The sequence below is a fragment of the Nitrospinaceae bacterium genome (assembly GCA_018669005.1).
Classification (GTDB): domain Bacteria; phylum UBA8248; class UBA8248; order UBA8248; family UBA8248; genus UBA8248.
The window spans coordinates 1-22,114 of sequence record JABJAL010000074.1 but is presented as its reverse complement, the minus strand read 5'-3'; the positions used below and the strand labels follow the sequence as shown (position 1 = coordinate 22,114).

Here is a 22,114-nt window from a genome sequence, read left to right as displayed (position 1 = left end):
CCACACTCTGGCCGAAGCGAATAGAATAATGACGCAATTAAGAGTGAGGCCATAACCCTAACTTCAGGGAATAGAATTGCCAACGCCTCCGGTTGAATTCCACAACTTTTTTCAAGTTTTATGGGACAGATAAAATGCCAGATACCCCTCTCATAAAGAAACATCAGGCACTTGGTGCCACTTTGACTTTATCGGAAGGCTGGCAAGTGCCCGCAAATTTCGGAAACCCCGCTACGGAGCATCTCGCTAGCCGTGAAAGCGCTGCCGTCATTGATTTGTCCCACCGGGGCAAACTCCGATTTTCAGGCCCTGACACCCCCAAATTCCTCCATGGGATGCTATCCAACCGGGCGGAAGACCTCCTGCCCGGCGAAGGGGTTTATTCAACCTTCCTCACCAGACAGGGAAAGTTCGTGGCGGATTTATATCTTTACCGGAAGCCTGAGAGCTTTGATGCCATTCTGGCGCCCGGGATGGCTGCTGTACTCTCTGAGGCAATTGATATGTACATCATCATGGACCAAGTCGAAGTAGAGGATATCAGCATCTCACAAGCAGCATTGGGCCTGTTCGGGCCTGAATCTCAGAAAATACTAAAAGGCGCAGGTCTCGACCCTGGTGAACTCCCCGAGCACGGGCATATCGACATCGAGGGAATAACCATCGCCCGGGAGCCCTGGACCGGGGACGAGGGTTATCTCCTCACAATCCCTATTGAAAGATCAGAAAACCTTTGGGACGCCCTTTTAAAGGGAGGCGCCATCCCGGCCGGGCTAACCGCCTTTGAAACCCTCACCCTCGAGGCTGGAACCCCCTTGTTTGGCCTCGATATGAATTCAAATATCAATCCCATGCAGGCGGGTCTTGAGACAACAGCTATAGATTTTGAAAAAGGCTGCTACATCGGACAGGAAGTCATCGCAAAGATTAAATATCTGGGCCAAGTGAATCGAGGACTCTGCGGAATCCGGCTCATTGGAGAACAAATCCCCCCGACGGGAGCGAGGGTCGAGGCAAATGGCGAGGAGGTGGGCTCCGTGACACGAGCGGCCTATTGCCCTACCGAGGGACAAACCCTCGCTTTTGCTTTATTACATCGCAAGGCGATGGACACAGGGTGTCAGGTAAGCGTCCACGACGGAGATATATCTTTAAACGGAGAGGTTACAACCCTCCCATTTTATAAAAATTGACGTCGAAGACTACGATCAATTTTAACAATAGGTTACCGGAATGAGTAGAACAAAGACCTTTACTCTTGATGAGGCCAGAGAGCTACTCCCAGAGCTTCGAGACCGCCTAATAGCCATGCAGGTTAACTGGCAAAATCTGGCCCCCTACCAAAAAGAAGTTCGCCAATTAGCAATGAAAATAGACAAAGGCGGATCCACTATCTCAGATGCCGGAAAATATTTGAGCCTGGCCAAAAAGTTAAAAAGCCAGCTAACCTACTTCGAAAATATGAGCATCGAGGTAAAAGATATCACCTCGGGCCTAGTGGATTTTCCCTTCATTCGAGAAGGGCGCATCGTCTATCTTTGCTGGAAAATGAGCGAGGAAACGATCTCCCATTGGCACGAGACCGATGCCGGACTCGCGGGAAGACAACCTATCTGAAATCGTCGTTTTCAATGACTTATTTGGTTGACCTTCCACCATCGCCGGCGCATATTGCGGCTGAGTTGGCCGCCTAATTCACTCAATTTTTCGCTAAGAGAGACCACATCAGGCACATCATTTTTTTCCGCCCAAAGGGAACCGCGAGCCCTTTTCACAATTCATAAAAATATTTTATGAGGCGCTCAAGGAGGAATTTTCATGGCAATGGTTACACGAGGAAGCAAATCGAATACCTCGGCCGCTTCAACGAAAAAGAACAAAACCTATGGTCTCGAAAAACTCGGACTAACAAACATCGGTTCTGTTCACAGAAACTTACCTGTTGCGAGATTGACAGAAATATCGGTCGCAAGAGAGGAAGGGTATCTAGCCCCCAACGGCGCCCTAGTCGTACATACTGGAAAATATTCGGGGCGCTCGCCGAAGGATAAATTCACGGTCGATCAGAGTCCATCGAACAAAGATATTTGGTGGGGCGAAATCAACCAGAAGATCTCGACTAAAAACTGGGACAAGATTTTCGCAAAAGTAAAAAAATACCTTAAGCGGAAAGACTTATTCATTTTCGATGGCTTTGTTGGTCGCGATCCCCGTTACCGGGTTCCCGTCAGAGTGATTTCTGAGCAGGCTTGGCATTCTCTTTTCTGCACAACTCTTTTCGTTCGACCCACGGTCGATGAATTAAAAAAACATAAAACACAGTTCACCGTTATAGACGTCGGCCGCCTCCATGGCGACGGGCCCAAGGACGGTCTTCGAAAAGAAAACTTCACTCTCGTGAATTTCGAAAAACGCCTCGTCCTCGTGGGCGGCTCAGAATATGCCGGCGAGATGAAGAAATCAGCTTTCTTTTTGATGAATTACCTTCTTCCCGGAAAAAATGTATTCCCCATGCACTGCTCGGCGAACGCTGACGAGAAGGACAACACAGCGCTTTTCTTCGGGCTATCGGGTACCGGCAAAACCACACTTTCCGCCGACCCCAACCGCCGACTCATCGGTGATGACGAACATGGCTGGACCGACAAAGGAATCTTCAATTTCGAGGGCGGGTGCTACGCCAAAACCATCGACCTCACCCGCGAGAAGGAACCACAGATTTGGGACGCCATTCGTTTTGGCTCGGTGCTGGAAAATGTTTTTGTCGATGCTGACACGAGAGAAATCGACTACACCGACATTCGCTATACCGAAAATACACGGGCAACCTATCCTGTTGAATTCATTGACAATTGCATTACCACTGGAATGGGCGGGCATCCGAAAAATATTTTCTTCCTGACATTCGATGCCTTTGGTGTACTGCCGCCCATCAGCAAACTCAGCCCCGAGCAGGCCATGTACCATTTCTTATCGGGCTACACGGCCAAGGTTGCCGGAACCGAAGCAGGGGTTGTTGATCCTGAAGCCACTTTCAGCACCTGTTTTGGCGCCCCCTTCCTCGCCTGGCATCCAAACCGCTACGCAGAATTATTGCGCGACAAGATTAAAAAACATAAGGCGCAGGTCTGGCTAATCAATACGGGTTTGAATGGCGACCCTGCCACGGATCCTGATAGGGTTTCACTTAATCACACACGGGCCCTGCTCACTGCAGCTATCGACGGAAAACTGTCGAAAACACCGACCATCAAGGACTCTGTCTTCGGTCTCAGCATCCCGAAATCATGCCCGGGGATTCCGGCCAAAACGCTTATCCCCTGGAATGCTTGGAAGAGCAAAAAGAAATACGACCAAAAATCCCGCGAGTTGGCTGGCCTTTTCCAGGAACATTTCCACCAGTTTGAGGATCAGGTTTCAAAACAAGTTATAGCGGCAGGACCAAAAGCGGATTAACACAACTGATCAAATGGATAATATTTAACAATCTTTTCAAGAGGAGCGATAATATGCCCGTTGTCCAGATCAACCTGCTAGAAGGCAGAACGAAAGAGCAAAAAAGCGCTATCGCCGAGGAGATTACAGAGACAATCCACAAACATGCCGGCGCCCCAAAAGAAGTGATAATCGTTACCTTTAACGATTTCAGCAAAGATTCATGGGCCATGGCTGGCACCTTATTCTCTGATAAATAGATTTTTAAAAGGGGCGCTTTCATGAGCTTTCGAATTGCAGTAGTTCAACCCATGAGCCATATGCCGCCGGACGATGAGAAAAACGTCGACGACGCGATTAAATTCATCGAACAAGCATCAGCGCAGGGCGCCGAATTCATTACATTTCCCGAATCATATCCGGGCCCATGGCGCATGCCAGCCACGTTCGACCCGAACGAAGCTATGGCCGAAGCCGCCAAGCGCTGTGGTGTCTATGTTCAATACGGCACACTTGAGCCCATCGACAATGAAAAACGCACAGCCTACAACCTGTTGATGCTGGCCCGCCCTGGTGAGGGAGCGCCTGGCAAATATCGACGGACACACCCACCCGGCCCGTGGATATACAGGGGCGGCAAATACTGGGACTTCAACTATACAGAGGGCAACGAATACCCCGTCTTCGAAACACCCCAGGCCCAAGTCGGCCTCGCCATGTGTAGTGAGGTCTATATGCCTGAAGTCTCTCGCGCGTTGTCCATCAGAGGGGCGGAAATCATATTCCTCCCCGCAGGTGTGGATAAGCGAAAACTTTGGGGAAGCTGGCGAAATCTGATTTGGTCGCGTGCCATCGAAAACCTCGCCGTTGTCGTCACGACACAAAACCTGTTTGACAAAAGCCAGCGAGGGCTTGCCATGGTGGCAACGCCAGAGGAAGTCATTTTTGAGAGCACGAAAGAAGGAATGTTCCTCGTGGATGTTGATCTCGACCGAATACGAGACTTAAGAGCACAGCAAGACAGCCCAAACTCCTCGGAGCAAAACGGGGCGAAGGCGGGGATACTTTCCCAATGGCAACGTCCTGACATGTATGACAAATTTCTTCCGAAAGAGAAAACAAGCCCCTGATCTGAATATTATTTCCTCGGCCAATCCCCGGTAAAATGCCGGGGATTTTTATGTAAAGGGCAATTTATGTCGCGAAGTTATTTCTGGATACTTTATGCCCATCTTGCATTCGCATGCTTTTTTATCGGCGGGATGACATTTTTCTCCATTCTCGTGGCGAACCTGAGGAAAAGACTCACTCCCGAGGAGTTCGCCGGCGAGGTGGTGTCTCTACTCCGCTTCTACCATCCGTTCGTGCTGCTCTGCATGGGTGTGCTCATCATGTCGGGGGCGTGGTATCTGACTGGTGTGAAAGTTGCCATGGGCCCGCGATTCGGAACGATTTTCGTTCCTCTCGGGCTAAAGCTGGGAACCGTTTTCTTGATTGTAATGGGATTAAGTTTTCAGTTTTTCGGGTTGGGGCTTCGCCTCACGCGAGGGATGGGTCCTGCCGGGAACGGTCGCCCACCCTCTGAGGGAACCGAAGAGCGACTCCGACTTATCCGGGCTGTCGAGAAGGCAAATCTCTTCAATATGCTTCTCTCCCTTATCGCGGTTTTTCTCGGCCTCTCGATGTCGAAGGGGTTTTAGTAGCAGGGGACCTTCATCAATACAGCACCTCTCACAAAACGCCACGTCCCTTAAGCGCTGCAAAATTGGGCCCGCGATCAATAAAAGGCGGATTTTTTCTTCGCTGCCCCATCATCTGACGCAACGCCTGAGACCCGCCGGCATCCACCTTGAAGCTTTTCTCCTCTGAGAAAACAACACCGTAATGGCGCATGGCGCCGTCAAATGTCACCTTCCCCCATAGAACATCCCTTCGGACATATTGAAGCTCGCGCTCAAAAGGATTGCCCCATCCGCCGCCACCTGTGGTGACAACTCGAATTAAATCGCCCTCTATTACATTCACCCCATCGCTCAACCCCGGCACTTCCCGCTCGACCGGCGTGCCAGGATTTACAATTATACGGAGAAGACCACCGGCCCTTCCCCCATTCACGCCCCAGGGCGATAAAACCGAGCGTGCCCCGTAGTTGAACACCGAACAATCACAAAGAACGCGAAATTCTTTCAAATATCCCAAACCACCTCGGCGCTTACCTGCTCCACCCGAATCAGGGGACAGGGCAACACGCTCAACGCGAACGGGAAAATGGCTCTCTGTTAGCTCCGTAGAGTAATTGCGGCAGCCTGGAATCATGTGGACAACATCCTCTCCATCAGCCCAGGGCCTTCCTCCGGTCCCTCCCCCTAAGTTTTCTCGAAAAAGAAACGACTCCGCGTCGTCTGTCTTTCCCCGTAGACCCCAATGACGACTCGTTTCTTGATCGGCAGGAAAACGCCCCTTCGTCGCTACGCCCAGGACACCGCAAAACAAGCTGAGCACCCGAGATGCAGTGAAAGAACTCATGGATGTGGGCGCGGGAAAAATCGGGGTTAGCAAACTACCCGGCTCAGAAAACACAATATCTATAAGCGAATCAACGCCCCCATTGATATCGATTTCGAACATCCGCTCATAACTTCCAGCTAGATTGCGAAGCAGAGGCGCCAACCAGTTTTTGAGAAATAGTCCATCCGAACAACCGACTGGCCAGTTGATAGGGCCCATCGTCTGAGGAGATATCTGGGTAAAATCGAGCCCTAGTTTTCCATCCGTCTTGGTCATCCTTATTTTAAGAGCATGAGCCTTATTTTTACTCACGCCATCGCTCTCGATATAATCCTCGAATTCGTAGGCACCATCCGGAATTCTGGAAAGCAATTCTTCTCGAATCGCTTTTTCTCCCCTCTCTATCAACGCCTCAAACGCACAGACTACGGCTTCGGCACCAAATCGCCCGCAGAGTTCCACGACCCGAGCACCACCAGCATGACAGGCGGCAACTTCGCAATGAATATCGGCACGGATGTCCTCCGCACCCCGGCTATTGCGGGCAATTACCTCAAGAGCAACCTCATTAAAATCGCCTCTCTCGCAAATCTTTATCGGAGGAACGAGAAGTCCTTCTTGGAAAATATTCGTGGCGGTAGAAAGAAGCGTTCCAGGAAGCATCCCCCCCATATCGTCATGGCAGCCATATAAAAGAGCAAAAGCCGATAGATTTTTCTCAAAGAAAATTGGAAAACATATACACATACCTAATTGATTCGGAGCTCCCCCTTCGGACAAATAAGGGTCGTTCCAAATAATGACATCCCCGTCATGAATTTCGTTCTGAGCCCAGGTACTCAATACTGGGCCGATGGTTGTTGGAAATGACCTGCCAGTAAGTTTACGGCCCTTACTGTCGAACAACGCCGCCCGGATGTCGCGGGTATCTCTCATCGAAGAGGAACGGGCCCCTCTTTCAACGTGACCCTCCATCTCACGCTCAATGGATACAAGGGCCCCCTTAATGATTTCACAAACAATCGACGCCTCTTCATTCGAATTCTCGTCAACAGCAGCAGCGGAGGAATCTGTCTGAATATCGAGATGGATCCGAATGCTTCCCCATTCATCCGTCTCACACTTTGCCTTCTGTGGGATGAAAATTGTTGAGCCCGCCTCCTCGATAATCGCCGGCCCCTCGATTACTCCACCTTTTCCTAATTTTTCGCGCTCAAAGACAGGCACTGAGACGAATTCTCCATCCGACAAGCCCGCTTGGCGCTCCCCATTACGGGCGGAATCGACTCCCGCTCCCTCCTCCACAGACCGAATATTCGCACTTTCAGCGGACCCCATAGCAGTCAGGCGAAGGTTGACCAGCTCTACCTGTTCGCTTTCTAAATGATGATTACCGAATCTCTCTCGGTAGGAGGCATGAAAAGCTGTCAATACGGCAGCCAAATCAAACGCGCTTGAATCCAAGTGTGGCACTTCGACACCGACTTCCTGGCCTTCTCCGAAATAACGCAAATCCAGCGAACGAGAAAAAGATCGCCTTTCACTGGAAATATTGTCAGCATCAAGATCCGAAGCAGCATCGAGCATCATCAAATCGAATTGACTCTGAATGTCTGCAAGTGAAGCATCGTTCAGAATAGACAGATGTGTTTTAACGTAGTCGTAGCGAGGAGAAACCTCTACAAGGCCAACCGAGCTATTGTTCCCGGCTCGTGCCGGAACAACAATTTCAGTTATTCCGAGAATCCCCGCAATTTCAGATGCTAGGAGAGGCCCCATTCCACCAAAAGCAATTAACACATACTCGCGCGGGTCCTTGCCTTCATGAACCGTTTTCTCGCGAATCGCCAGGGCATGCTCCCATGCCGCCATGCTGACGATGCCTCGCGCGGCGCGATGCGGAGGAATCTCCAGATCCTTTGCGATATGCTCGATACCAGTAGATGCCTGTCTCGAATCTAGAGATAACTCTCCACCCGCCAAGCTCTCAGGTAAAAGGCCGAGAAAGAGTAGCGCATCGGTGACAGTGGGTTCCTCGCCTCCGCGCCCATAGCACATGGGACCCGGAACTGCGCCAGCGCTACGAGGACCGACACGAAGTTTTTTGTCCCCGGTGACCTGGGCAACTGAACCGCCACCGACCCCAACGGTGGCAATATCAATCATCGGCAGGCTAATTTCATGGTTTCCCAGTTTAGAACTCGTTGCGATAATCGGATGCGCATCCTCAATCATGGAAACTTCGGTGGAAGTGCCGCCCCCGTCGAGGGTGATTGCCTTATTAATTCCAGACACCGACGCCAAATGCGCACTGGCGATCACTCCTGCGGCCGGGCCTGACATCGCAGTGGAAAGCGGATGCTCCACAACCCTGGCCATCCCAGTTACACCCCCATTGGATGTCATGATGCGAAAAGGTGGGGTCGCCGGGAATATGTTGGATAAGTTCTCTATTGCACGATCAAAATAGCTCCTGATAGCCGGCTTGCATGCCGCATCCATGATGGTAGCCACCACACGCTCATATTCTTGATACTCGGGAAGCACATCAGATGAGAGCGACACGTAGCATTCAGGGTGCTCCTCGGAAAAATATTTCCGCAACAAACGCTCGTGGGCAGGATTCGCATAAGAATGAAGCAGACATATCGCAACAGTCTCAACATCCATTTTTTTCAACTTGTAGGCCAGATCGCGCGCCAGTTCCTCATCGATGGGTGAAATTTCCTCCCCCTTGAAATCTATTCTCCCCCCGAGTTCGTATACACGCTCCACCGGAACCAATCGCGACGGTTTCACCCAAAAATATGAACTGCCAAATCCCTCGGGGGCGCTTTGGCGCGCTATTTCGAGCACATGCTGAAAACCTTCATTCACAACTAGCGCCATGTTTTGATTCGGCCTACCAAGAAGTGCATTCGTTGCAACAGTGGTCCCATGAACTAGAGAAGTGACATCTGAGGGATCGGCCCCGGAGATTTCCAATATCGTTTGAATTGCTAAATTAAAGGCCTGGGATGGATCGGAGGGAGTAGAAGGAATCTTGGCGGTGAATATGTCGCCATCCTCGACACGGAGGGCCGTGACATCAGTAAACGTGCCACCAGCATCAACACCAATACGATAAGAGCCGTTACTCGACATTCAACCTCTCACGCACAAATTTAGTCAGGCGATAAACGCGGGAATAGTAACAAAAATCGGTAAGAAAATAATCGAAAGAGCTGAAAGAAGTAGTTTTCAGTAATTAGCCTTTCTGTATTCTCTACCCCGGCGTAATCGGAACTATGCATCTGACCGGCTAGGCTTCGGCCACGATATTTCCGTCAACAATAATCGGCTCTTCATCAAACCAAACCGAAGGCTGTCTGATGATGGCATCAAAATGTGTACTCGCCTGAACGCCCCCACCCAGATTGGCCGAGGTGCCGATGCCGATGTGGATCGTTCCGTTTACACCTTCATCGTTGAGCATTTCACCCGTGAAATCCTTGCATTCCGGATTCAGGCCAATGGCGAACTGCGCAATATTATAAACCCACTTATCATTCTGCTCGGCAAGGAGATTCGATAAAAACGTGGCTTGCTCGCCGCCTGTGATTTCCTCGACAAATCCGTTTTCTATCCGAAAATTAACAGGCTCTCTAATAATCCCTACACCGTAATAGGGAATACTCCCGTCACACACGAGGCGCCCCTGCGTGGTGCCGTCCTTGGGCGAGGTATTCGCCTCGATATTGGGAACGGCGGAAAAACCGGGCGACTCAACAATGCAGCAATGGCTGTTCCCGGCCCTACCCTCCAGGCTCATCTCCAACTCCGTTCCTGCCGCGTTCGTCACACGGACCTCCACAGCCGCCGTGAGACGATTCGCCAGTGCATCGCAAAGGGGCTTGCGTGCGCTGAAGTCAGCCATCAATCCGCCCGTTTTCATCATGTTCTCGGTAAACGCCGTCATTGAAAGTACGCGCGCACCCTCGCCGATGGCCTCGCGAACCGCCCGCGTATGGGAGAGGGCATGTGTCACCGGCATAATGATAACATCGGCCCGGCGCATCGCGGCCGACACTTCCTCCACAGGCTCTTGGTTGTCTATCTTTCGCGGGGGAGAAATAACAAGCGTGGCATTTCCGCCCGCCTCCTCAGCCGCTTTTTTTACGATCTCAGCAATAGGCAAACGCACCTCGTCGGTGACGACCAGAACCGCCTCCCCATCCTTCACCTTGGCGCAATCTCGGGCAAGAATTCTCGCTCCCTTTTCCACTTACACACCTCCGAACTATTTCGCAACGAATAGAACAGAAACAAAATGACAAAATTTGATTCAGCTGGCCTGAAACTACACCAGAATTCGCGGACAAGAAACCACGAAGCGGATTACCAAAAGATGCGAGCTCAAAGCGCCCCATCTTCAGGAATGAGTTGAACCATCGCATTATAATCAGGCACCCCACTTCTGGGATCGCGGTGTCCCCGCTTGATCAATACATTCCCCTCCGGCCAGTGCACCTGCACGTTACGGGGTTTTATGGGCATCACCTTGATGTGGCCTCGAAATTCTCCCGCCTCGGACTTAAGAACAACCAGTGAGCCATCCCGGAGCCCCATATCGTCCGCATCTTTTTTGCTAATCAAAACATCATCGCGACCAGCCCCGGTGAGAGAATCTTTCCTTTCAAGGACCATGCTGTTGAACTGCTTGCCGCGTCTTGTGCTGAGGAAAAACCAGCCATCAGGAATTTCCAATGCAGGGGGATTGAGTGCCTTGAAATGCGCTTTTCCGTCCGGGGTACCGAAGTTGCCTCCCTCGCAGAGCCTTCTGCCGCCCCATTGCAGGGCATCACCCTTGTTCTCCAAATTTTCAATCCCCCCATAAAGAGGCACTGTTTTCGAAATTTCAGTTCGAATCGAAGCGGCATCGTCAAAATGAATTTCATCTCGGCGCTCGGGATACACGTGCTCTGCCAATTCCATCAATATTTGCCACTCCGACCTGCTTTCACCAACCCGGCGGCCTGAAATCTCGGGGCTGAAAATTATTCGGCGCTCCGTCGTCGTCTCGCATCCACCTCCTGCCTGTTCGTACCGAGTTTGTGCAGGAAGCAAGAGAACAGTGTCGCCCGGCTCCTCAAGCATTGGGGTGCTAAGCACGATGTCTTGATGAACCCGCAGTGGAATCCGCCCGAGCGCCTCTCGAACATAATCCGGCTCGGGAAGCGTTTCGATGAAATTTCCTCCGGCGAAATACAACACATCCATCTCTCCCGCATGGGATGATTCGACCATCTCAACCGCCGATAGTCCTACTTGGGAGGGAGGCTCAAACTTCCATATTTCCCCGAGCGCCTTAGCCGATTCAGTGTTGATGGCATCGCCGCCCGGAAAATTTGTAGGGACACACCCCACCTCTGCGCCCCCCTGAACCCCGCTGTGCCCCCGAATGGGCATGACGCCGCAGCCCTCGCGGCCCACCATCCCCCGGGCGAGGGCGAGGTTAATGATCGCCTGGACATTCTCAACACCAAAGACATGTTGCGTGAGACCCATACTCCAAACGAATACGGCCTTGCGGGAAGACGCATACATGTCTCCAAATTTCTGTATTTCGCTACGTGAAGCACCAGAGTGCGACTCTAAAAGCTCCCAACTCTGCTCATTCAGAATCGCCCTTAAACCATCGAAAGCCTCTGTCTTGTCCTGGATAAATTTTTTGTCCACCAAATTTTGCTCAATTAGATATTTCAGAACACCATTCAAAAAAGCGACATCACCACCCGTGTGAATGGAGAAAAATTCATCGGCCAACTTCGTGCCAAACATCGCGCTCTCAAGAACAGAGGGAATCCAGTAGCGCTGAAGCCCCGGCTCGCGGTGCGGGTTGATAACGGCTACCTTCGCCCCACGCTGCTTGGCCAGATAAATATATTTTGTCGTAACCGGTTGGCTATTGGGCGTATTACTACCCGCGAAGATAAGAAGATCGGCATCGAGCCAGTCTTTATAGGAGCATGTAGATGCCGCTACACCGAGGCTTTGCTTAAGTGCGACGGTGCTGGGGGAATGACAAATTCGAGCCGAGTAGTCAATGTTGTTAGTGCCTAGAAATCGCGCTGCCTTCTGAGCAACGTAGTAGACCTCGTTCGTGATGCCGCGTGAAGTCAGATAGAAGGCAATCCGACTCGGGTTTGTGGCCCGGATGCGCTCGGCCATTACACCATATGCCTCATCCCAGTCTATCCGCCTGAAGCCGGGCTCGCCGCGCCTTCTAATCATCGGAAAAGGCAACCTACCCAGCTCCCTGAGCTCGGCGCCGGTCATTTTCTTTAAACCTTCAATGTCTTCGAGGACACTGACATCCATCCCACGCATCGTATTCAGGCGGAGCAGGTTTAGGCGAGACATGCACAGATGAATTCCGTCCATCGTAAAATCATGGAGCCCCGTCGTCCCTAAGGCGCAGCCGTCACATACCCCATCCCTTAAAATTCTCCAGGCAAAGGGCAATTCGTCACGATTTTGCCAAACGACTTTAAGCATGTCGCGGTAATGATTCGGCTTTACCTTACCAAACCCGTTAGGGACAAGCCCCACCCAAAGGGCCGGGTTCCAAGAAATTTTCATTTGCGACATCTCCTGCCAGTACAGCCAGAAAACTCCCTGCTAAACATATGAATATATTTCAATGATAGCGCGAATCGGGAATTCACAAAATACAGGGAGATGAGCTCATCTTACGGTGGGGTAAACATAGAGAAACTTAATAAAAAGGAGCACGCCAAGAAGACGTGCTCCGCTGCCGGTCGTCATCTGCAGATATGGGATCTAAAGGAGGGTGGGTGAAGCGGGATAGTTCAAGGAAATCTTAGGCAGGCGACCGGCACTCGGAAGCACATTCCACACTTTTCGAGTGAGCAAAAAGTGGATTTGGAAGTCTTCGTTATTCTTCGCGTTTTTAATTAGCATGTCTTATCCATCAGCTGGTTACTTTCGATGGATAAAATATAGATAAAACACTGAAGGAACTAGTTATCGGATGGTAAACTCCATGTAATTATTGTGTTAGATTTCAAAAAACAATACATGTAATTATTTTCATTATCCAGACAACACAAACCGCATCCACCCGTATGTATTTATTTTCTTTTGCCTTACGTGTTGTCGTTTATTTTCCGACCCAAAATCTCCTAACTGATATGACTTGATACATCGTGGAGGCTACCACCCTCCCCCTCGTCGGGCAGGCCCTCGTAGGTGTCCACTACCTGCAGAAGACGCTGGCCGGTCACATCATCTCGCAAACGTTTGAGATTGAATCCCTCCACTTCGGCAATCGCGACTTCGGCCAGGCTGAAAATGGTGTTCCCAGCCTCAAGGTGACCACCGAAAGAATCCGTTTTCGTGCAGTAGGACACGTGGGCATGAACATGGAAATCTGCGACAACTCCGCTTATCGCCAGAATTTCGATGCCCTCTGATCGATCAATTGAATAAAACTTTTTCGGCGGAAATTTGTCGGTGTCCGCTCCCGAGGCCACCGCCCTTGAAACGCTCCCAAACCCAGTGAGAATGATGCCATTTCGAATGCCCTCGTCCTTGCACACCTGCGTCATACTTTCAAGCAAATCCTCGCCCACCACGAAACGCGCTACAATAGTCTGGCTTATGGCGCCTCCGCTTCCAACTATCATAATAATCTCCTCTCAAATAATTCAAAAAATGATTTCCAATATTCTATCGCAGCGCTAGCTTTTAATGTATTGTGTACTCTCTATATCATCTCAAACATAAAAAGGGTTTTATTGTCATGTCCAACCTCTGGGAGCTAACGCTCAGCGAAGGCATTAAAAAAATTTCCCAGGGGTTGTTAACTACGACAGAGTGGACCGAAGCGCTGCTCACTCGGATTGATGTATGCGAGGAAAGAATTCATGCATGGACGGCGCTCGACAAACAAGGCGCTCTCGATTCGGCAAAACAGCTCGATGCCAGCCATTCGGAACCGGGGCCTCTCACGGGCGCGCAAATCGGCGTGAAGGACATTATCAACGTCAAGGGTCTTCCCTGCGAAGCCAACTCCCCCATCCTTAAAGGAGTGATACCTAACGAAGATGCTCATTGCGTCGCAAGGCTTAGAGAGGCGGGCGCGGTGATTATGGGCAAAACCGTCACCACCCAATTTGCCACCGGAGACCCTTCGGAAACCCGCAACCCCTGGAATCTCGCTCACAGCCCTGGGGGCTCCAGCAGCGGCTCGGCGGCGGCGGTGGCTACCGGCATGGTACCCGCAGCCTTGGGCTCCCAGACGGGAGGCTCGGTTCTTCGTCCATCTGCTTATTGTGGCGTTATCGGCTTCAAGCCCAGCTACGGTCTTATTTCGCGCGCCGGCGTTGTGGAAGTTTCCTGGACTTTCGATCATATCGGAACTCTGACCCGGTCTGTGGAGGACGCCGCCCTGCTTCTCGCCCACATGGCCGGCCCCGATGACGCGGACGAGACGACACAAGGCTTCGAATCTCCTCAAATCGTTTTGCATACGACAAGCAAACCCCAAAAAGCCTGCTACCCAAAGAGCGGGATTCACAAATATGCATCAGCAGAAGTTTGCGACTGGATTGATCGAGGAGTGGAAAAACTTCGAGCTGGCGGGGTCGAAATTGTGGAAATCGAATATCCCGTTGATTTCCAAGTACTGCACGACACCCACCGGATGATTATGAACGTTGATGGCGCGACCTACCATGAAAAGATGTTCTCAGAGAACGCGGACAAATATCGCCCGGTTATCAGGACGCTCGTTGAAAACGGCCTCAAATCCAGTGCGCTTGAATATGCCCGAGGACTCCGCCAAAGAGGCCGCCTCATGCGAGATCTGGACAATTTATTGGCCGAATTCGATTTCATGGTCCTTCCATCCTTTCAAGAACCTCCTGCACTTGCCGAAGAATCGACTGGCAGCGCCTTTTTCAATGAGCCCGCCACACAACCGGGCCTACCCGCAATAACGCTCCCCTTGGGCCGGGGAGAAAACAACCTTCCGTTTGGAATTCAATTTATTGGCAGAAAATTTGAGGACTTTTCGCTACTCGCAGCGGCCGCCTGGTGCGAGGCAGAACTGGGTTGGGGTGTTGAAATCGCAAATCCATGAAAGCATCGGTGATTCCCATTCAGGATTTGACAGTGCTTCTTAAGCTCTAAAGTTTGTTATAATTGAAAGTAAGTTCGAATTATTCTTCTAGGCTCACAATCAGGCCAGGAGGCAGGCAAGAATGTCAGGTATCCGAATAGGTGGACCCAACAAGGGAAAGCCCTTTCCAGGTGATGCTCCCAAGGGCGGGAAGCTCAATCGTTCACTCTCGAGCGGTCAGTCATGCACTTATCTAAGTTCCATCGATAAGGGAGTTCCCTACAACCATGCATCTTCTCAAAATGTTTGCAAAGGACAAACCTCTAAGCAAAGACAAGGCTTGAGGATGCGAACCTTGGGCTACGCAAAAATATTAAGGAAAACTCAAACAGAAGTCTGCCTAGCCAACTACCATGAATGTGAGCACTTCAAGCGCCAGAGAAAGAACGAAACAATAGGGCACCTTCCATCAGAAAATCTGATACAGGAAATAGATTCTAAATCTAAAACACCCTACAAGCCCCCCCAAAAGCACGACAGAAGACATCGAAAAACATCATTCGATATGGAATCCGGGAATTGGCGCACCGCCAAACAACTTGGTGCCATTAGCGCTGTCACAATCGCCATTGCTTTTGTTGCCTCTTTTTTCATCTCTGGCGGCCCCGGCAAAATCATCGAGAACCTTACATTCATGTTTATTCAGAACCAGGCGCAAGAACTCGGGCTGAATAAAGATGACCTCGAAAAAGTAAGGGCCTCCGGGATCCTTAAGGGAGGGTCGGTTAAAGGACTAAAAAAACTATCCCGCTCCCAGAAGGCAAAACTCAAGAAATCCTCCTTGTTTAGGGGAATGTCTTCAGCCAAAAAAGCCGAATTGAGAAAAAAATTCGGAAAACGCTAGCCAAACGCCTTCCTGGTCAAATTGACAAACAGCGATCTCAAGGCAAAATCTTTATGGCACTCCAAGTTCCCTAAAAAACCTTCACCAAATTCGAGGCCATAAAATGAGCAAACAACAAGAAAACCTCCGCGTCGGCCTTCTAGTCCCTTCGTCCAACATGACAATGGAAATGGATTTTCATCGAGAACTTTCAGAATCGTTTGAAATTGCCACCGCCAGAATGCACCTACCGGAGACAACTAAAGAAGCCGAAGTTGAAATGATTGAAAAATGGCTTCACCTCGCCAACATGGATCTGAATACGGTAAAGCCCGACATAACGGTATTTGGATGTACGTCGGGCGGCGCACTTTTTGGACAAAATCACGACAGAAAAATCATGCGCCAAATTGAGCGAGAAACGAGTTCTGAAGCTATTTCAATCCTTTCGGCTCTCTCGGAGGAATTCGCACTTCTCAACGCAAAAAAATTAATTGTGATGACACCCTATGTTCAAAATCTGACTGATGCGGTCGGCCAGAGCTTAATAGAAGACGGCTTCGATGTTCTTTCCATCCACGGCATGGGGATTACGGACAATCTAGAAATCGGTCGCCAGGGAGCGGTAAAAATCACGGAATTCGTAAGGGCAAATGTGGGCAGAGAAACAATCAAGAACGCTGACTGCCTCTTCCTATCATGCACCAACCTTCCCGCCGTCAGCGCATTACCCGAGCTTCGCAGTGAATTTCCTGAAATTCCAATTATGACAAGCAACCTATCGGTCATAAATGCAGTTAAACGGCGGCTCGGAGAAACTTCTCCGCTAAAACATTAAATCTGTCATCCTTTTCAGCTTTCTCTACAAAGACTCGTTCAGACAAAAAGAATAAAAGCCCCTACAACGGAAAGCACACCACCAAGGACAACCTGCCAGTTGATAAGCTCCTGGCGCCTAAAAAATATCCACGAGAACAGAATCACGAACATGACGGACAATCTATTAATTGGCACAACTTCTACAAGATCGCCCATCTGAACTGCCGTCCAGAACAACATCGCGGCCAACGCATTAAAAACCCCTCCAAGAACAGCGAAAAACAAACCATTACCGCCTTTTTTTCCAGCAACATTCTGATTGTCTTTCTCTTTTTTTGGGGCACCGGCAAACGGTAAGGCAAGCCCCAAAACAATCAAAGCCGTCATGTTGCTCACACTCATTCCGAGCGGGGAAGAAGGAATCCATGCCAGACCGTAGCGACGAAGGAGAAATGTCATCGCGAAACTCAACGCAGTCAACAATGGGGCTAAGTAATAGTGCAGAGGAATTTCCTTGCTAACCTCACCCTTTTCATTCACCAAAAAGACTCCACCGAACATAATCAATATAGAGCCAGTCAAAATACCGAGACTTACGTGTTCCCCCAAAAAGAGAACGGCCAAAGCTGTGGACCAGACAAGCATCGACTGCATCACAATAGATGTCCTGGCAACACCCACAAGGCGTTGTGAGACAAAACTCATATAACGCCCGAAAAGAGAACCAGTGAGACCCACTCCCACGAACCAAAGCAAGCCTTGATATGGCCATTTCTCCACACCCCCATCATACAAATACAAGGATGATGCCGTCGCGAAAGAAATGACATTAACTAGAATAGTTACAGAGGTGGGATTCAGGCTGCCAAGTGCAACCTGATAAAACATTCGAGCCACCGCTACAAAAAATGCGGCGCTCAACGCCAAAATATTCGGGTGAATTATTTCAAGCAAATCAATTATCCGGAGACAAGAAGTCGCACTTTGCGAGGAAGATGTTTTTTATCCAAGGCGGCGTTTAAATAAAGCGAATGCCTTTTCCCATACTTCTGTGGCTGCATCACGATTATATACTGCGCGCTCCTCGAAACAAAAACCATGCCGGGTCCCCGGAAATACCTTGCACTCATATGCAATTCCATTATTCTTCAATGTTGCTTCAAGATCGGGGATCACATTGTCCGGCACCAGATCATCCACCTCGGCAAATCCGAAATAAAGTTCTCCCTTCATTCGCCCAGCCAACAAATGAGGAGAATCCTCCTTCTCAGTCACGACCCCGACCCCGTATAAGGCGGCCCCTGCCTGAAAATGCTCCGGAAAAGTTCCTATCGCCGAAACGACATTCTGACCGCTCATGCAGTAACCTATACAACCTTTCGCGCCTTTTCTTACTCTCTCGTGTCCGTCGAGATATGCTAGCATCCCCTTCGTATCTCTCATTACGCCTGCGTTGTTCAAGCTCAGACGACAGGCAGTTACTACATCTTTCATCGCATCGTCTCGATTCCCATCTCGCCTCTCAGGATCGAATCGAATGGTGCCGAGCCGATGATATAGATCGGGAAGCAGACAAAAATACCCCTGAGAGGTAATTTGCCGGGACATATTTTTCAGTTCCTCGCGGATGCCCGAGGCATCCATATAGAGAATAACAGCCGGGTACTCTCTCAACTCGTCGGGACAAAACCCGTGGACAGTCATCAATCCATCATCAGTATCAATTTCAACAGTTTCCTCAATCATTTTTTCCCCAAAAGCTTCCTCCCCACCGAAGCTCATTTTTTACGAAATTATTAGTAATAAAAAAAATCACATTCAAAACATAAAAAGATCCGGCAAATGAATATTATTAAACATTTCCAATAAAAAACGAAACCACCTTGCATCTTTTCCATTATCAAAAATCAGGAATGTCACTTATATATGATTTACCCCACATTATTTTCAAAAACCACTTTCAATCAACATAATTATTTCATATATTCGGAGGGTGTGGCCAACATTGTCTCCCCCCAGAGACGCTAAAATTCAGGTAATGATACTTCATCATGACAACACCTGAATCTCAAAGAATGGAACCGAAAGGAGTTTTTCTTTGAGTCCCGCCGCAAGCCCGACATCCAAAACGCCAGACAACAAATCTGCCGTGCCGCCCATGCAAGATACTCTCGCTACTTCAAAGGCGAAAGAGAAAACTCCATTCACGACCTCCAAGACGAAAAAAACCAAAGCTACAGAAAAAAAGAAGGCTCCGCCAAAAAATTCCAGCGAGCAATCCTACCAAAAAGTGAACTCTTCAATCTCCGTGTTAATGGCGGAAAAATCCCCCCTCCATATACCTAGACTAAAAGGACTATTCGCTGATTTTCAGCTTAGCAACGTTACTTACACAGGCGACGGCTACAGAGCTATAAGTTACGCGAAAGAAAAGAAATTCGACCTAATTTTTATCGGCCAGACGCTTTCTAACGTAAATGGAACAAGCGTTCTTGAATCTTTACGAGAGGCCAGCGAAAACATCGACACTCCCGTTGTCTACCTATGGGAGGGTGTGGAAAAAACCCTGTTAGATAAAGCCACCTCCCTCGGGGCAAATGCCTTCCTTCAAAAACCAGTGGAAGAGGTTCACTTCAGAAAAGTTTTTGAGCTGACGCTACACAAGTATGTTGTCTCGTTCGACGACGAACGAGAGAGAGCCAATGAGGCGATGAAACCGATGGTGATGGCGGCCGATTTCGCCAGAAACATCCGCCTCCAGGGCGACTATGATGCCGCCGAGGAGGCGTTCAGGAATGGCCTGATGGAGTTATTTTGCGGCCTTGCCGAGGTTTATCTGTCTAAGGGCAACCCCTCATACGCCAATCGCGTCATTGTCCAGGCGGAGAAAATTGATCCCAGCGCACGAAAACGTTTCGATCTTCGCGAGGAAACATTCATTGAGAGGGGATTAGAATACATCAAACAGAAATGGCACGATGGCGCCGTCGTTGAATTTGAGGCTGCCTTGGCTCTCAACGAAGAAAGTATTCCCGCTCTTGTAGGCCTGGGGCAAGCACTACAAATGATGGGCAAAACCGAAAAGGCCGATGAAATATACGAGCGAGCCATCAATGCCAAAGTGATGCAGGATGACCGGGAAATCTTCACACGATTCGGCACCTTGGCACTCAGGAACCAAAACTTCAATGTCGCAACCCGCGCCTTTGACAAAGCAATCATGTATTACCCTCAAATCGCCATAAATTATTACAACAAGTCGCTAATCTATGTCCTCCAAAAACAGTGGGACAAAGTGATTCCTCTCCTGAAAAAAGCGCTTACCATTGAACCCGGCTTCAAGGAAGCGCAAGCAATGCTTCAAAAAGCACAAAACTGGCAAAAATAACGCCCTACCGGGAAGCGATCTGCACAATCGAATCCACTCCACCCCAAGCAGTTCCCCTTCGGCATTCCACCTTTGATTCTTTTTTTCTGTATAATCGTTTTTTAGCTATAGTTAATGGATTGCTATCAAAATAATTTTTTTCGAATATGGCGACCTGACAGAATCAATACGGTGCCAAATTCAGGAATTACTAGCGGAGGCGGCATATGGCGGATCTAGACGACATAAAAGACGGGAAAGATTTTGGAATCGGGATACCCCAGAGCAACCGCGCCTTTTTTCTAAAGGGCTCAGGTGCCCTCGATTGGGGCATGCAAAATCGCCTTTCGCAAATCTTCAACCCCAGAACCGGTCGCACCGTCATGCTGGCCTTCGATCATGGCTACTTCCAAGGGCCCACCACAGGCATAGAGCGCATCGACCTCAACATCAATCCGCTTATTCCGCATGCCGATGTCTTGATGTGCACCCGCGGGGCGCTACGTAGTTGCGTTCCTTCGGAATCAACCAAACCCATCGTTTTGCGCTGCAGCGCTGGTCAAAGCATTCACACGGAACTCTCGAACGAGCTTGTCGGCGTCAACATAGAGGACGCGATACGGCTCAACGCCTCCGCCATGGCGGCGCAAATCTACATTGGCGCCGAATTTGAGCACAAATCTATTGCCAACGTTGTTAAGCTAATCGACACAGGAACGCGCTACGGCATCCCCACCCTGGCGGTGACCGGGGTCGGCAAAGACATGCAGCGCGATGCCCGCTATTTTGGACTGGCAACGCGAATCGCAGCAGAAATTGGGGCGCATTACGTCAAGACGTACTATGTCGAACCAGGCTTTGAGAAAATCGCCGCCGGATGCCCCGTGCCAATCGTTATCGCCGGAGGCAAAAAACTTCCCGAACTCGACGCCCTGACCATGGCATATCGTGCTGTGAACCAAGGCGCGTCCGGCGTTGATATGGGGAGAAACATTTTCCAGTCCGACTCGCCAGTGGCAATGATTCAGGCCGTGCGTACTGTCGTCCACGAAGGCGAGTCTCCGGAAAAAGCTTTTGAGCTATACGAGACCCTTAAAAGCGAGCTATCTGGCTCTTAGGTGAGAAATTATCGGAATTGAAAATTAAATAACGCGGTCATTTCCACCGTCAATGGGAACTTGGGCCGCTGTGGTTTTAGCGAAAAGCGGGCCGCACATCTCGGCAGCCAGTTCAGCCACATCGCAGCTAGTCACCTCTGTGTTCAGCACATTACGCTTTTTATATTCTTCCACACTCAACCCATAGCTTTGGGCTCTAGAGGCGAGAACCTCATCCGTCCAGACACCCGTGTCGAACACCGCATTGGGATGAAGCATATTGATCCGAATACCCTCCCCGCCCCATTCCAGGGCCGCTACTCGCATCAATTGAACCAGCGCTGCCTTGGATGCAGAGTAGGCTGCCGCACCGCTCCCGGGTGCAGGAACGTTCTTTGAGCCGATTGCAACTACGCGACCGCCGCAGGGTGAGAGCTTGAGCAATGGATAACACTCGCGCATTAGCGCCAAATTTGAATCCGTATTGACACTCATCACCCGTCGCCACTCCTCGGACGATATTTCGGAAATTTCGCGACTGGCCGGAAAAATCCCGGCATTCAAGACCACCATGTCGATTCCCCCGAAACGGCTTACGGCCTGTTCCAACGCCTCGGAAATTGCCTCATCACTCGTCACATCACATACAAGCCCAAGATATTCAGGCGTCTCGAAAATTGACTCGATCTCCGGGCTTAGATCAAGGCCAACGACGGCAGCTCCGCGAGCCATGAGCGACTCCACACACGCCTTCCCGATACCAGAGGCCGCTCCCGTTACAAGTGCCACCTCGCCCGCGAACATCTTAGACACCGGGGCCAGCTTAGAGCGCTCTAGCGCCCAATATTCGACCTCAAAAATCTCCATCGCCGAAAGCGCCC

The 22,114-nt window shown here is 50.1% G+C and carries 18 protein-coding genes; 11 read left to right on the top strand and 7 right to left on the bottom strand.

The features are described from left to right. Window positions 1-134: 134 nt before the first annotated feature. The 6 genes from HOJ95_11745 to HOJ95_11720 all read left to right on the top strand — a co-directional run bounded on the left by HOJ95_11745 (window position 135) and on the right by HOJ95_11720 (window position 5,135). Window positions 135-1,193 (top strand): hypothetical protein, encoded by a 1,059-nt coding sequence (locus HOJ95_11745; protein MBT6395373.1) that lies wholly within the window; start codon window positions 135-137, stop codon window positions 1,191-1,193. Between the two features lie 40 nt (window positions 1,194-1,233). After that, window positions 1,234-1,617, top strand: coding sequence for a DUF2203 domain-containing protein (locus HOJ95_11740; GenBank protein ID MBT6395372.1), 384 nt, complete (start codon window positions 1,234-1,236; stop codon window positions 1,615-1,617). 207 nt (window positions 1,618-1,824) lie between these two features. Then, complete coding sequence (pckA, locus tag HOJ95_11735; GenBank protein MBT6395371.1) at window positions 1,825-3,456, top strand: phosphoenolpyruvate carboxykinase (ATP); 1,632 nt, start codon at window positions 1,825-1,827, stop codon at window positions 3,454-3,456. Between the two features lie 53 nt (window positions 3,457-3,509). Continuing rightward, entirely contained in the window at window positions 3,510-3,695 is a 186-nt protein-coding gene (locus tag HOJ95_11730; protein MBT6395370.1) for a 4-oxalocrotonate tautomerase, read from the top strand. A gap of 21 nt (window positions 3,696-3,716) precedes the next feature. Then, a complete protein-coding gene (locus HOJ95_11725; protein ID MBT6395369.1) occupies window positions 3,717-4,565 on the top strand; it encodes a carbon-nitrogen hydrolase family protein in 849 nt (282 codons plus the stop codon). A gap of 66 nt (window positions 4,566-4,631) precedes the next feature. After that, window positions 4,632-5,135, top strand: a complete 504-nt coding sequence (locus tag HOJ95_11720; GenBank protein ID MBT6395368.1) for a hypothetical protein — start codon at window positions 4,632-4,634, stop codon at window positions 5,133-5,135. Window positions 5,136-5,166: 31 nt separating this feature from the next. On the opposite strand, the gene HOJ95_11715 is transcribed toward HOJ95_11720, so the two are convergent. The 4 genes from HOJ95_11715 to HOJ95_11700 form a co-directional block, all read right to left on the bottom strand. Next, a complete protein-coding gene (locus HOJ95_11715; GenBank protein ID MBT6395367.1) occupies window positions 5,167-9,087 on the bottom strand; it encodes a hypothetical protein in 3,921 nt (1,306 codons plus the stop codon). 157 nt (window positions 9,088-9,244) lie between these two features. After that, window positions 9,245-10,207, bottom strand: a complete 963-nt coding sequence (locus HOJ95_11710; protein ID MBT6395366.1) for an aminopeptidase — start codon at window positions 10,205-10,207, stop codon at window positions 9,245-9,247. Between the two features lie 131 nt (window positions 10,208-10,338). After that, window positions 10,339-12,564, bottom strand: a complete 2,226-nt coding sequence (locus HOJ95_11705; protein MBT6395365.1) for an FdhF/YdeP family oxidoreductase — start codon at window positions 12,562-12,564, stop codon at window positions 10,339-10,341. A gap of 563 nt (window positions 12,565-13,127) precedes the next feature. Then, window positions 13,128-13,631, bottom strand: coding sequence for a DNA-binding protein (locus HOJ95_11700; protein MBT6395364.1), 504 nt, complete (start codon window positions 13,629-13,631; stop codon window positions 13,128-13,130). A 116-nt stretch (window positions 13,632-13,747) separates the two neighbouring features. On the opposite strand from HOJ95_11700, the gene HOJ95_11695 reads away from it, so the two are divergent. The 3 genes from HOJ95_11695 to HOJ95_11685 all read left to right on the top strand — a co-directional run bounded on the left by HOJ95_11695 (window position 13,748) and on the right by HOJ95_11685 (window position 16,788). After that, window positions 13,748-15,088: an amidase gene (locus HOJ95_11695; protein ID MBT6395363.1), complete on the top strand. Its 1,341-nt coding sequence runs from the start codon at window positions 13,748-13,750 to the stop codon at window positions 15,086-15,088. Window positions 15,089-15,209: 121 nt separating this feature from the next. Beyond that, a complete protein-coding gene (locus tag HOJ95_11690) occupies window positions 15,210-15,971 on the top strand; it encodes a hypothetical protein (protein MBT6395362.1) in 762 nt (253 codons plus the stop codon). 103 nt (window positions 15,972-16,074) lie between these two features. Then, a complete protein-coding gene (locus HOJ95_11685; protein MBT6395361.1) occupies window positions 16,075-16,788 on the top strand; it encodes a hypothetical protein in 714 nt (237 codons plus the stop codon). 38 nt (window positions 16,789-16,826) lie between these two features. On the opposite strand, the gene HOJ95_11680 is transcribed toward HOJ95_11685, so the two are convergent. Both HOJ95_11680 and HOJ95_11675 read right to left on the bottom strand, forming a co-directional pair. Next, a complete protein-coding gene (locus HOJ95_11680; GenBank protein ID MBT6395360.1) occupies window positions 16,827-17,723 on the bottom strand; it encodes a DMT family transporter in 897 nt (298 codons plus the stop codon). 48 nt (window positions 17,724-17,771) lie between these two features. Further along, complete coding sequence (locus HOJ95_11675) at window positions 17,772-18,515, bottom strand: dienelactone hydrolase family protein (protein ID MBT6395359.1); 744 nt, start codon at window positions 18,513-18,515, stop codon at window positions 17,772-17,774. 352 nt (window positions 18,516-18,867) lie between these two features. Here HOJ95_11675 and HOJ95_11670 point away from each other — a divergent pair, with 352 nt between their 5' ends. After that, entirely contained in the window at window positions 18,868-20,157 is a 1,290-nt protein-coding gene (locus HOJ95_11670; GenBank protein MBT6395358.1) for a response regulator, read from the top strand. Between the two features lie 206 nt (window positions 20,158-20,363). Then, complete coding sequence (gene lsrF / locus HOJ95_11665; GenBank protein MBT6395357.1) at window positions 20,364-21,254, top strand: 3-hydroxy-5-phosphonooxypentane-2,4-dione thiolase; 891 nt, start codon at window positions 20,364-20,366, stop codon at window positions 21,252-21,254. A 24-nt stretch (window positions 21,255-21,278) separates the two neighbouring features. On the opposite strand, the gene HOJ95_11660 is transcribed toward lsrF, so the two are convergent. After that, the coding region (locus HOJ95_11660; GenBank protein MBT6395356.1) for an SDR family oxidoreductase at window positions 21,279-22,114 on the bottom strand (836 nt) is incomplete at its 5' end.

Bases quoted from the DNA above. Each gene is read 5' to 3' on its own strand.
- HOJ95_11720 (MBT6395368.1), top strand. From the start codon at position 4,632: ATGTCGCGAAGTTATTTCTGGATACTTTATGCCCATCTTGCATTCGCA.
- HOJ95_11725 (MBT6395369.1), top strand. From the start codon at position 3,717: ATGAGCTTTCGAATTGCAGTAGTTCAACCCATGAGCCATATGCCGCCG.
- HOJ95_11730 (MBT6395370.1), top strand. From the start codon at position 3,510: ATGCCCGTTGTCCAGATCAACCTGCTAGAAGGCAGAACGAAAGAGCAA.
- HOJ95_11745 (MBT6395373.1), top strand. From the start codon at position 135: ATGCCAGATACCCCTCTCATAAAGAAACATCAGGCACTTGGTGCCACT.
- lsrF (MBT6395357.1), top strand. From the start codon at position 20,364: ATGGCGGATCTAGACGACATAAAAGACGGGAAAGATTTTGGAATCGGG.
- HOJ95_11685 (MBT6395361.1), top strand. From the start codon at position 16,075: ATGAGCAAACAACAAGAAAACCTCCGCGTCGGCCTTCTAGTCCCTTCG.
- HOJ95_11695 (MBT6395363.1), top strand. From the start codon at position 13,748: ATGTCCAACCTCTGGGAGCTAACGCTCAGCGAAGGCATTAAAAAAATT.
- HOJ95_11715 (MBT6395367.1), bottom strand. From the start codon at position 9,087: ATGTCGAGTAACGGCTCTTATCGTATTGGTGTTGATGCTGGTGGCACG.
- HOJ95_11705 (MBT6395365.1), bottom strand. From the start codon at position 12,564: ATGAAAATTTCTTGGAACCCGGCCCTTTGGGTGGGGCTTGTCCCTAAC.
- HOJ95_11675 (MBT6395359.1), bottom strand. From the start codon at position 18,515: ATGATTGAGGAAACTGTTGAAATTGATACTGATGATGGATTGATGACT.
- HOJ95_11690 (MBT6395362.1), top strand. From the start codon at position 15,210: ATGTCAGGTATCCGAATAGGTGGACCCAACAAGGGAAAGCCCTTTCCA.
- pckA (MBT6395371.1), top strand. From the start codon at position 1,825: ATGGTTACACGAGGAAGCAAATCGAATACCTCGGCCGCTTCAACGAAA.
- HOJ95_11700 (MBT6395364.1), bottom strand. From the start codon at position 13,631: ATGATAGTTGGAAGCGGAGGCGCCATAAGCCAGACTATTGTAGCGCGT.
- HOJ95_11740 (MBT6395372.1), top strand. From the start codon at position 1,234: ATGAGTAGAACAAAGACCTTTACTCTTGATGAGGCCAGAGAGCTACTC.